Genomic DNA, 11,545 nt, shown 5'->3' with positions numbered 1-11,545 from the left:
ACTATATGTTGCTATTCCCTGCTTCTTACTCCACCGTCACGCTCTTCGCCAAGTTCCGCGGCTTGTCGACGTCGTTGCCGCGGGCCAGGGCTGCGTAGTACGCAAGCAGCTGCAGCGGGACGACGGACAAGGCCGGCGTCAGCAGCGGCAGCGTCTTCGGAATGGCCAGCGCTTGGTCAACGGACTTCAGCAGGTCAGGCACGTTCTCTTCGTGCGTGATCGCCATGACGTCCGCGCCGCGGGCCTTCACTTCCTTGATGTTGCTGACGGTTTTCTCCAGCACGGTTTCCTGGGTCGCAAGCGCGATGACCGGAACGCCTTCCTCGATCAAGGCCAACGTGCCGTGCTTCAACTCGCCGGCAGCGTACGCTTCGGAGTGGATGTAGGAAATCTCCTTCAGCTTCAACGAGCCTTCCTGCACGACGGAATAGTCGAGGCCGCGGCCGATGAAGAACAGATGCTCATGGCCGGCGATTTGCTCGGCATAAGCTTTCACCGTGTCGGCTTGAGCCAGCATGCTTTCCACTTGCTCCGGCAGCGAATGCATGGCCGCGATGACATGAGCCACCTCGTCCGCGCTTTGCGAGCCGCGCACTTGAGCCATGTACAGGCCAAGTAAGTAGAACGCGATCAGCTGGGACGTATACGCCTTCGTCGAAGCGACGGCGATCTCCGGTCCGGCCAACGTCGCGATCACATCGTCCGCATCGCGGGCGATCGAGCTGCCGACCACGTTGGTGATGGCCAACACATGCGCGCCGTTCGCTTGCGCTTCACGCAGCGCCGCCAGCGTATCCGCCGTTTCGCCGGATTGGCTGACCACGATCACGAGCGTTTCCGGCGTAATCAGCGGCGAGCGGTAACGATATTCCGAAGCGACGTCGTTCATCACCGGAATGCGTACCAACTGCTCGATCGCCGTCCCGCCGACCAGCCCGGCATTATATGCCGTACCGCAGGCGATGACATGAATCGAGGTCAGGCTGCGGATTTTTTCATCCGACAGTTTCAAGCCTGGCAGTACGACTTTGCGTCCGCTTTCGTCGATGCGTCCCAACATCGTGTCGCGGTAAGCCTTCGGCTGCTCGTGGATCTCTTTCAGCATGAAATGATCGAAACCGCCTTTTTCCGCGGTCACGGCGTCCCAATCGACACGAATCATTTCCCGAGAAATAAAATTCCCTTCAATCGTCATCAATTCGACAGCATCCTTCGTCAGCACCGCCATCTCGCCGTCATTCAGAATATACACGTTACGCGTATAATTCAACAAAGCCGGGATGTCGGAGCCGATAAAGTTTTCGCCTTCACCGAGACCGATAATGAGCGGGCTGGCTTGACGAACGGCTACCAGCTTGTCGGGTTCATATTCCGTCAGGACCCCAAGCGCAAAGGCGCCGCGCATATAACTGATCGCTTTCTGAACGGCTTTCACGATATCGCCTTGATATTCGCGGGCCACCAGATGGGAAATCACCTCGGTATCCGTTTCCGATACGAAGATATACCCTTGCTCGATCAGCTCTTCCTTCAACTCCAGATAGTTTTCGACAATCCCGTTATGCACGACCGAAAACTTCTGGGTATGGTCGGTATGCGGATGGGAATTCACATCAGACGGTTTGCCGTGCGTAGCCCAACGGGTATGGCCAATCCCGGCCGATCCCTTGAGCGGTGCACCTTCCAGCTTCGACTCCAGATTCGCCAAACGTCCCAACGATTTCGCGATTTTCAAGCCATTCGACGTAAACACCGCGATCCCCGCCGAGTCGTACCCGCGGTACTCCAGCTTCTTCAATCCTTCAAGCAACACCGACTGCGTATCCCGATTCCCAATATATCCAACAATACCACACATAATATTTTGTCCTCCGTTTCATTCTTACAAGATGGTTTTTGGCCGTAAGAAGTCGAACGCGGAAGAATACTCACGCGGTATACCGAGACAGAACTATTCAATTGTCAAAAAAACATATCGGTCAAAAGCAGACCATTCTGCAATTTTCAACCATATTTTCACGAATGCCCATGTTGCTCCGTCTACCGCGGATGCTTCCGCGTTGCTTGCTTACGTACATTCATGAAAGTCCGATGAATGCGATAATCCATCTGCCCGCTCGGTTTGTGGGAACGGTCGCCCATTCCTTTTGCCGATGCGGTTACGGTGCGATGCAGCACCGGGAGGCCCCCGCCGAACATTCCGAACACCTCCACCTCGTCAACTTCGCTTTGCCGTACCCTTTGGGTTCGCTAACGTCTCAAGATCTCCGCTGCCGCCGACAGGTTGGCCTTCCGCCCCTGCCCGATCGGCATCGTCTCCTGAGAGCGCCTGATTGCCCCTGCGATCCCAACGTACGCGCACAATGAAGTTCTGGCGCTTAATTTCCGGATAAACCTGACTACCCTCGCTTTCTTTGCTCGAATATGCTTAATTATATGCACCTTCACACGTTTTGGCAATGATCAACTTGTCCTGTTTCAGCAAAATATGCCTTTTGTCCTTTCGGCCCAGAACCAAAAACCGCCGGGCAGGATAACTCTCCCGTCCGGCGGTCCTTAAAGTCCTATATCCATAACAAGAAGTCCGATCGTTACACCAGCTGTTTCTCCACGACTTCCACGATTTGCGCAACCAGCTTCTCCAGCTCCGCCTTCTCCGGCCCTTCGGCCATGACGCGGATAAGGGATTCCGTTCCCGACGGACGGACCAGCACGCGCCCGTTATCGCCCAACTCCTGCTCTACTTCGGCAATCGCTTCGGCAATCAAGGCGTTTCCGGCAAACTTGCTCTTATCCTGAACGCGAACGTTGACCAACACCTGCGGATACTGCTTCATGACCTTCTTCAACTCGCTGAGCGGTTTGCCGGAAGCCAGCAGCGTATCGACCAACTGGATCGCCGTCAAAATCCCGTCCCCGGTTGTATTGTAATCCAGGAAAATCACGTGCCCGGATTGCTCCCCGCCCAGGTTATAACCGCCGCGCAGCATTTCCGCCATAACATAACGGTCCCCGACCGCGGTCTGCTGCGTAGCCAGCCCCATCTTCTTGGTCGCTTTGTAGAAACCGAAATTGCTCATGACCGTCGAAACGACCGTACTGTCTTTCAACTTACCGGCTTTGTTCATTGCGTCGCCGCAAATGCACAGGATATAGTCGCCGTCGACCTCTTCGCCTAACTCGTCGATGGCGATCAGCCGATCCGCATCCCCGTCGAAAGCAAGTCCGAGATGCGCGCCCAGGCGAACGACTTCCTCCTTGAGCCGCTCCGGATGCGTGGATCCGCAGTGATCATTGATGTTTAGGCCGTTCGGCTCGGCCGCCAGCGTGTGCACTTCGGCTCCCAACTCGCGGAACAGCTTCGGTGCCAGCTCATAAGCCGCCCCGTTCGCACAATCCAGCACGACCTTCAGCCCTTTGAACGAGGAGCTGATCGTCGTTTTCAAATGATCGAGGTACTTCAGCTTCGATTCGTTGTCAACCGTCACCGTACCCAAGCCTCCGCCGACCGGCCGCGGCAATTCGTCTACGGCCTTGTCGAGCAACTCTTCGATTTGCAGCTCCGTGTCATCCGAAAGTTTAAAGCCGTCACTGCCGAAAAATTTGATCCCGTTATCCTCCACCGGATTATGGGAGGCGGAGATCATCACGCCCGCGTCCGCTTGCAGCAAGCGGGTCAAATAAGCCACTGCCGGCGTCGTAACGACCCCTAGGCGAATGACGTCCGCGCCGATCGACAGCATCCCAGCCACCAGCGCAGACTCCAGCATAACGCCTGAAATGCGCGTATCCATGCCGATGACTACCTTTGGCTTGGGAACCTGCCCAGCCAGCACATAACCGCCGCAACGTCCGATCTGGTAAGCCAGTTCGGCTGTCAGCTCTTGATTTGCAATTCCTCTTACGCCATCCGTTCCAAAATACTTCCCCATGATTTCACTCCTTCAACATTTTGCCAATACCGCACGTTCTCCTCGTCTCCCGGGGGTAACTGTCCGGTTTATATTCTTGGTTGTCCGCTTAAGTTCTCGTTACGTACCGTTGCCCGAGGTCACATCCTCAGTCGAATTGCCTCCACCTTCTTGACGGGAAGGCGTCCCGTTTCCATCCGGGCTTTGCGCGCCGTCCGCCGGGTCCGATGGCTCCACAGGCACACCGGAGGCCGGATTTCCTTTCTCCGTCAGCTCCACGTCAACGGTCATTGAAAGTCCCGGGTCCGCCATTTCCACGCCCTCCGGCAGTTGAACCTCGATCGGGACGGTGTGCGTTCCCGCTCCAAGATGCGCCAAGTCCGCAGTCAACTGAACGTTCTCCGGCTGGAGCGCCTCTAACGCCTCGTTGGACCCGACTACGGTCAGACTCAGCTTCGGTTCGGTCGGCCGAATCCACTTCACGTCGTACAAAGATCCGGTGTTTTTCAACGTCACCGGAATCCCGTCAAGCTGCTTTTGTCCGCCCGGCATGACATGCAATGTGATCGTGACAGAGCTCGGCTCGATTTTCTCAAAACCTTCCGGAGGAGTCAAGTCCACCGAGTATTTAGTCTCAGGCGAACCGTCAAAACGACTCACGTCGACCGTTAGCGGATAGGAGGATATACCCTCCAACCCTTCCTTGGAGCCGTACAGGACGACGCCTTCCACGTCGGTCTCGACACCGGTTAGGACATACCCGGTAGGCAGTTGTCCCGACTTGCGTATCTCGATCGGCACGTTTTTGTAGAGTTTGTTGATCGGTACATCCACATCCACGGAACTAGGCGAAATTTTCGCATTCTCCATAGGCTTCCCTTGCATATCATATGCCGTCAGCTTGACGCTTTTGCCTTTGACCGTTTCTTTCAGCCCGGTGACGTCCACCGTGCCTTCCACTTTGCTTAACTCTTTCACTTCACTTGCCGGCAATGTCACATCCACGGTGCCGCTGCCGGAAACAATCGGGGTCCCGAGCACCAACCCGTCGGCCGGCTCCCCTTTCGTGACGATGGTCACGGGCATCGACCGGGTCTCTTTCGCTTCAATCGTCACTTTTACGATGGAAGGGTCCATCGAGATCAGTTCAACACCAGGAGGAAGCTCATGGGTCAACGGGAGCGTAAACGTACCGGGTCCCAGATTTTCCAGATCCAGTCTTGCTTTATAATCGGAGAAGTTCGTGGTCAGATCGATCCGTTTGCCTTTGACCTCCATGCGCACCGTGCTTGGCTCAAGGTCATACAGAATGTATTTGTCCTCGTCAAATCCGGTTACTTCGATTTTGACGTTGTCGATGAATCGCGGCTGCGCCAGGGTCGTGGAGTCAACGGGGGTTCCGCTGTCCAGATGCACCATGGCCCACAGAATGATGCTGAACACCAGCGCGAGGACCTTGGCAAAATTGTTATGAGTCAGCCATTTATCCATTTTTGCCGGCCTCCTTCCTTCTACGGAACGGGCTGCGTTTCTCTTTGGCGTTCGAATTGGGACCTAATTCCGCATACAACTTGGAAATCAGCGACTCCTCGTTGATATCCCTAACGACCTGGCCGTCGATCGCCAGCGAGATCTGCCCCGTCTCCTCGGAGACAACGATGGAGACCGCATCGCCAACCTCGCTGATCCCGATCGCCGCCCGGTGCCTTGTACCCAGCTCCTTACTGATGAATGGATTTTCCGACAGCGGCAAATAGCAAGCCGCAGCGGAAATCCGGTGGCCCTGGATGATCACGGCGCCGTCATGCAGCGGCGTATTCGGGATGAAGATATTGATCAGCAGTTGCGAAGAAATAATGGACTGCATCGGAATCCCCGATTCGGTATATTCGTTTAATCCCGTATCGCGTTCAAAAACGATAAGGGCCCCTATCTTTCTACGTGATAAATAATTTACGGCCTTAATGATCTCGCCGATCTCTTTGCCGAACTCCTCCTCGTCCGCACTGTTACGCCCGAACAGTTTGCCCCGGCCGAGCTGCTCCAACGCACGTCGAAGCTCCGGCTGAAAAATGATGAAGATCGCCAGCACGCCGAACGTAAACATCTGATTCATCAGCCATTTGAGTGTGTACAAGTCGAACCAAGTACTCACGGCCCAAATAAACACCAGGACCAGAATCCCCTTGAGCAGTTGAACGGCCCGCGTCCCGCGTACAAGCAGAATCAGGTGATAGATTATATAGGTAACGATGAGGATATCGATAACATCCTTGATGGTATCTTGCCAAGTCAGATTCACAAAATAGTTCATGCTGCGACCCCCGGAATGTTCCTTGCGGACGTTTGGCTCGCCGACAAGGAAACGATATGTACCGCCTACAAGCTTGTCTCTATAAGTTTCCCCTAACTACTAGGTTATAACGTTCACAAGTCAGATGCAAGCGTCCAGTAAAAATAGGTTCATTCCGTATCCATTGTCAATTTTTACCTGCGCCCGTCAAATAAAAAAGCGCCTTATTCCCACAGGGGAGGCGCCAATTTATTCAACATGGTCCTGTCGTCACCTATAGGCGACTTCCGTAAACGTATTGATGATCCTGTACCAGATCCAGTCCAGCGCTTGATCGATCTGCTTGACTTCGCCCGAGACATGCGCCGTGGAGGCTTGGTAATAGGAGCCGTCAATCACGGTCAAGTTGCCTTGAACTTCGCCGTAAATTTCGGCTTTACCATTCTCGATGGTCAAGTTCCCGACAATTTTGGAATCGCTCGGTACGGTAACCGTATCGCCTTGAATAATGACCTGATCCAGGTCCGCTCCTTTGACAATGAGCTGATCGTCGCTATCCCAAAGCGATACCGCGCTGAACAGCATTACCAACAAGAACATCGCTGCCGCCGTCAACGCCGGATGGCGTCTAATCCACTGGATCCATGCCTGCTGCTTGGGCTGACTCGGGATCTGGCTGATGATCCGGTTTACCAGTTCATCGGGAGCCGAGATGTTTGTATGCTGTTTGATCGTTGCAAACAACATCATTTCGGTTCGTTCCAATTCCCTGAATTCCTTTAGGCAATCCGGACACTGGTCTAGATGCAGCTTCAGCTGTTCGACATGGTCGCGGCTCAGTTCGCCGTCCAGGTAATCATGCATCATGGATGAGGCATGTTTGCATTCCATATCAGCCAATCCTTTCAGTAGTATCATCTATGCGAAAAGCGGAGGGCACGGCTAAGATCATAGTCGTCCTACCTTAGAATACGTAACGGTTCAAAATCCGTTTCAAAAAAATAAAACCTCGGAGAAGCACATTTTTATAGCATTTTGTGCTCCAGCTTCTTGCGTAAAAATTCCCGTCCGCGGTGAACGCGCGTCTTGACCGTCGTCACCGGCATATCCAATACTTCGCTGATCTCCTGCAGCGACATTTCCTGCAGATAACGGAGCACGATCACCGACTTGTATTTGGCAGGCAAGCCGTCGATGGCTTGATGGATGGTTTGCTGCGTTTCCGACAGCAGGTATTCCGATTCCGGCGTCCGTTCGTCCCCGGGGATCAAGGTATAGCCGTCCATGCCTTCTTGATCGTTCATCTCCGCGTCCAAATAATAACTCGGCTTCCGCTTGCGCAGACGATCAATGCACAAGTTGGTTGCAATCCGGTAAATCCACGTGGAGAACTTCTGTTTCTCGTCGTAACGGGTCCAATTTTTGTGAACCCTTAAAAAGGTCTCCTGTACGATATCCTCCGCCTCGTGCCGGTTGGACAGCATCCGGTATGCGAGGTGATAAAGCTTATCCTTATATAGATCGACAAGTTCGGCGAAGGCCCCTTGATCCCCTTTACGGGCCAGCTTCACCAGTCTTGCATCGAAATGTTCCACCACCATATTTTCCCCCAAATCGGTTGGAAGGGCTCAGGTACTTGTACCCTGCCTGTCCGGCTATTCGTCCCTTTGGTTTAAGGAAATTCAAAAAGTCATCTTTCGATCACGATGCGGTATCCGTAGTTACTCGACGTCGAATTTTGAATTCAACCGGTCCTTCCGTTGCTCACGTAGCCTCCGGCTACGCTCCGCTACTCACTCCCTAGCTTCATCCAACCTTCTCGGTGCTCCAAACCTGACTTTTTGAAGCTTCATTTATATAACTCAAAAGGTACTTCCAGTCGTCGGCACTTCATTCAAATGTTAATGCAACTTTTTGCAAAATGCAATACATTCGGCCAAAGCCGAAAGCAAAAAAGCCGGACCTCCTCATGGAGAAGGCCCGGCTTGGCTTACCTATCGGTCTACCTGCGGTATCAGCCCGTATTCCGGAGACCGGCGGCAATTCCGTTAATCGTAAGCAGCACTTCGCGCAGCAGTTCGGCGTCATCCTGCCCTTGGTCGCGTGCCGTGCGCAGCTCCGTCAAGAGCTGAACCTGCAAATAGCTGAGCGGATCGACATAAGGGTTACGCAAACGGATGGATTCCTGCAGGCCCGGCACGTTGTCGAGGATCTCGGTAATGCCGGCAATTTTCAACACCATTTCCCGCGTCAACCGGAACTCGTCTTCAATTTGGCCGAGGATACGATCCTTGACTTCGTTATCCGAACACATCTTCGCGTACTCCTTCGCGATCACCAAGTCCGCTTTGATCAGCGCAAATTGCAGCGTATCGACGACCGTTCGGAAGAAAGAGAAGTTTTGATACATATCCTGAAGAACCTTGAGGTTCTCTTCGTTGTTTTGGTAGAAGTTCAACAGGCCGGTCCCCGCCGCGTACCATGCCGGGAACAAATAACGGCTTTGCGTCCAGGCAAACACCCATGGGATCGCCCGTAAATCCTCAAACCGATCGCTGTTCTTGCGCTTGGAAGGCCGGGAGCCGATATTCAGTTCGCCCACCTCGACCAATGGCGTCGATTCGCGGAAGAACTTCAGGAAATCCGGTTCGCGGAAAACAAGGTCCTGATATTTATGAAGCGACGTCTCGGAAATTCCTGCCATGATCTCTTCCCAGCGTTGCTCCTCCGGACTTGGTCCTTGATGCAGCTTCGCTTGAATCGCTGCGGTAATCAGCGCCGAGGTCGCTTGCTCCAAGCTGCGGTAGGCGATGCCTCGCAAGGAGTACCGCGACGAGATCACTTCGCCTTGCTCGGTGATCTTGATGCCGCCGCCGATCGTTTCCGGCGGTTGCACGAGAATGCTGCGGTTTAGCGGCATACCGCCGCGCCCGAGCGCGCCGCCGCGTCCGTGGAAGAATTTCAGCTTTACGCCAAAATCATTGGCCGCAGCCGTAATTTGCTTCAGTGCGACACGCAACTCCCAGTTGGCCGTAACCACGCCGCCGTCTTTATTGCTGTCAGAGTAGCCCAGCATAATCTCCTGAAGATCGTTCATCGCCGTTACCGACTGGCGATAGATCGGCATATTGAACAGCTGGCGCATGATCCCCGGAGCGGCATGCAAGTCGTCAATCGTTTCAAACAACGGGACGGACTGTAGCGTACAGACGACCGTGCCGTCGGCTTCTTTGCGGAACAAGCCTACCTCTTTCGAGAAGACCATGACCTCGAGAATATCGCTGGCCGCCTCCGTCATACTGATGAGATAGCTGGTGATACACTGTTGACCGTATTCTTTTTGTGCCAGGTATACCGTGCGGTAAACATCCAGGCATTCCTTCGTATTCTCGCTGTAATCCTGATATGGAGAAGTCAATGGCCGCGGGTCGTTTAACACGCGTTCCAGCAGCTTGATCTTGTCTTGCTCCTCCAACTCTGCGTAATTGTCCACGATGTTCATTTTCGCCAAAATTTCCGTCATGGCGTTCTCGTGCTCTTTGCTGTGCTGGCGGATATCCAGCGTGGCGGTATGGAAGCCGAACAGCTCCGCCTGGCGAATCAATTTCTTGATATGGGTATCGGCGACATAGTCGGCGTAGTGATGACGCAAGCTCCGGTCGATGATTTTCAGATCCTGGATAAACGCTTCGACGCTAGGGTAACGCTCCGGCGTATCCTTCTTGCTGTCATCCAGCACATTATGCAGCTTCTCCGTCATATACGTCAGCTTGATGCGGTACGGCTCTTTATCATTGTTCCATTGCTGCGTTTTGCGCAAAGTGACTTGGAGGCGATCCCGCTGAATGGAGGCCATCAGCTCGTCGGTTACGTCCACAATGCTGGTGCTGAAGCTAAGGTGCTTGAACAACTCGGACAAAATCCGCTGATACTCGCGAACCGCCAGTTTGCGTTGCATCCGCAACGTCTCCCAGGTTACGTCCGAAGTGACGGAAGGATTGCCGTCCCGGTCGCCGCCGATCCAAGAGCCGAAGCGCAAGTAGGTCGGCACGTGCCAATAATGCTCCGGATAGTATTTGGTCAGGCAGCGTTCCAGTTCCTGATAGACTTCGGGCAACACATGGAATAAGGTTTCGTGAAAATAATACATCCCGTTTCTCACTTCATCCAGAACGGTGGGCTTGCGATCGCGCAACTCGTCGGTTTGCCAGAGGGTAATGACCTCGTTAAGCAGCTTCTCCCGCAGCTGTTCCCGTTCCCGGAACGTGAGCGTCGGGTTATCGAGCTGCATGACATCGTCGGCGATCCGCTTGTGAATGTCCAGGATCGCGCGGCGCATCGCTTCCGTCGGATGGGCCGTCATGACCAACTCCAGAGACATGCCGTTCAGAATTTCCTGAGCCTCGGCGTAATTGAAGCCTTGCTCCTTCAAATCACGGACAGCCGCTTCGATGGTGCCGGTCTGTACTGCTTCCCCGGCCGAACGCTCGTAATCGCGTTTACGGCGAATCCGGTGGTTCTGCTCCGCAATATTCACCAGTTGGAAGTAGATCGCAAATGCACGGATCACCTGATGACGGATACCGGGTTCCAAAGAATTGATCATTTCCTTAAATTCTTCATGCAATTCCGGCAAAAATACAGCCCGCAGGGATTTACTGGCTTCACGTATCTTCTCGACAATATCCAAGAGCTCATTGCCGCCCTGATGCACCAGGACCTCTCCTAGAATATTGCCCAAAAAACGAATGTCGCGCCGAAGCAGGTTATTCGAGTTGCCTTTTCCTGCGGTAACCGTTAACTCTGTCATGTTTCTCCCCCATTTCATCCCTAATGCAGCAAGCTTAATTCAGCATTGTCATCGTCTTTTGTCGTTTTAGACCAAATGGCGTTCGTCAGGCGTTTCTTAACATCATACAATAAACTGCCCTGAAAATCTTCACTTAATTTGTAAGAAATTTGTCCTGGACCGCCTTGGGACGTGCTAAGGATAGCCATTCGTTCCAACTTCACTTACCCTAACACGGTAAAGCAGTAAAATGCAAGGGTATAAGTTAATGATAGAAAAGTTTTATACCCGGGAATGAGGTCATGTCTAAAATTATAACAAAAAACATCATCTTATCCGATGATGTTGCTGTTATGTATGGAGCGGGTGATGGGAATCGAACCCACGCTACCAGCTTGGAAGGCTGGAGTTCTACCATTGAACTACACCCGCACCTTAAAGAAATGGTCGGGATGACACGATTCGAACATGCGACCCCCTGGTCCCAAACCAGGTGCTCTACCAAGCTGAGCTACATCCCGTCAATAAGGTGATATGGAATTGAAAAAGTGG

The 11,545-nt window shown here is 53.3% G+C and carries 8 protein-coding genes and 2 tRNA genes; all 10 read right to left on the bottom strand.

Annotated features, from left to right (window positions below):
• Positions 1-25: 25 nt before the first annotated feature.
• Complete coding sequence (gene glmS / locus MJ257_RS23535; protein WP_240271568.1) at positions 26-1,858, bottom strand: glutamine--fructose-6-phosphate transaminase (isomerizing); 1,833 nt, start codon at positions 1,856-1,858, stop codon at positions 26-28.
• Positions 1,859-2,040: 182 nt separating this feature from the next.
• Positions 2,041-2,199 carry a hypothetical protein gene (locus MJ257_RS23530; RefSeq protein ID WP_240271567.1) on the bottom strand — a complete coding sequence of 53 codons (159 nt, stop codon included), beginning with the start codon at positions 2,197-2,199 and terminating at the stop codon, positions 2,041-2,043.
• 392 nt (positions 2,200-2,591) lie between these two features.
• On the bottom strand, positions 2,592-3,932 hold the full coding sequence (glmM, locus tag MJ257_RS23525; RefSeq protein WP_240271566.1) for a phosphoglucosamine mutase: 1,341 nt from the start codon (positions 3,930-3,932) through the stop codon (positions 2,592-2,594).
• Between the two features lie 99 nt (positions 3,933-4,031).
• Positions 4,032-5,402, bottom strand: a complete 1,371-nt coding sequence (locus MJ257_RS23520; RefSeq protein WP_240271564.1) for a CdaR family protein — start codon at positions 5,400-5,402, stop codon at positions 4,032-4,034.
• Positions 5,395-6,225: a diadenylate cyclase CdaA gene (cdaA, locus tag MJ257_RS23515; RefSeq protein WP_240271562.1), complete on the bottom strand. Its 831-nt coding sequence runs from the start codon at positions 6,223-6,225 to the stop codon at positions 5,395-5,397. Before cdaA ends, MJ257_RS23520 begins: the two co-directional genes overlap by 8 nt.
• 249 nt (positions 6,226-6,474) lie before the next feature.
• The gene (locus tag MJ257_RS23510) at positions 6,475-7,095 is read right to left on the bottom strand and encodes a zf-HC2 domain-containing protein (protein ID WP_240271561.1); all 621 of its coding nucleotides are present in this window, start codon (positions 7,093-7,095) and stop codon (positions 6,475-6,477) included.
• Between the two features lie 134 nt (positions 7,096-7,229).
• Positions 7,230-7,805 carry an RNA polymerase sigma factor SigW gene (gene sigW, locus MJ257_RS23505; protein ID WP_240271560.1) on the bottom strand — a complete coding sequence of 192 codons (576 nt, stop codon included), beginning with the start codon at positions 7,803-7,805 and terminating at the stop codon, positions 7,230-7,232.
• A 413-nt stretch (positions 7,806-8,218) separates the two neighbouring features.
• On the bottom strand, positions 8,219-11,014 hold the full coding sequence (gene ppc, locus MJ257_RS23500; protein ID WP_240271559.1) for a phosphoenolpyruvate carboxylase: 2,796 nt from the start codon (positions 11,012-11,014) through the stop codon (positions 8,219-8,221).
• Positions 11,015-11,351: 337 nt separating this feature from the next.
• A tRNA-Gly gene (locus MJ257_RS23495) sits at positions 11,352-11,425 on the bottom strand.
• Positions 11,426-11,437: 12 nt separating this feature from the next.
• Positions 11,438-11,514 (bottom strand) — tRNA-Pro (locus tag MJ257_RS23490).
• Positions 11,515-11,545: the final 31 nt, after the last annotated feature.

The organism is Paenibacillus timonensis (assembly GCF_022427145.1).
Taxonomy (GTDB): Bacteria; Bacillota; Bacilli; order Paenibacillales; family Paenibacillaceae; genus Fontibacillus; species Fontibacillus timonensis.
Note: the sequence above shows the minus strand (reverse complement) of the source record. Positions and strands in the feature narration are given on the sequence as shown.

Bases quoted from the DNA above. Each gene is read 5' to 3' on its own strand.
- glmS (WP_240271568.1), bottom strand. From the start codon at position 1,858: ATGTGTGGTATTGTTGGATATATTGGGAATCGGGATACGCAGTCGGTG.
- MJ257_RS23530 (WP_240271567.1), bottom strand. From the start codon at position 2,199: ATGTTCGGCGGGGGCCTCCCGGTGCTGCATCGCACCGTAACCGCATCG.
- glmM (WP_240271566.1), bottom strand. From the start codon at position 3,932: ATGGGGAAGTATTTTGGAACGGATGGCGTAAGAGGAATTGCAAATCAA.
- MJ257_RS23520 (WP_240271564.1), bottom strand. From the start codon at position 5,402: ATGGATAAATGGCTGACTCATAACAATTTTGCCAAGGTCCTCGCGCTG.
- cdaA (WP_240271562.1), bottom strand. From the start codon at position 6,225: ATGAACTATTTTGTGAATCTGACTTGGCAAGATACCATCAAGGATGTT.
- MJ257_RS23510 (WP_240271561.1), bottom strand. From the start codon at position 7,095: ATGGAATGCAAACATGCCTCATCCATGATGCATGATTACCTGGACGGC.
- sigW (WP_240271560.1), bottom strand. From the start codon at position 7,805: ATGGTGGTGGAACATTTCGATGCAAGACTGGTGAAGCTGGCCCGTAAA.
- ppc (WP_240271559.1), bottom strand. From the start codon at position 11,014: ATGACAGAGTTAACGGTTACCGCAGGAAAAGGCAACTCGAATAACCTG.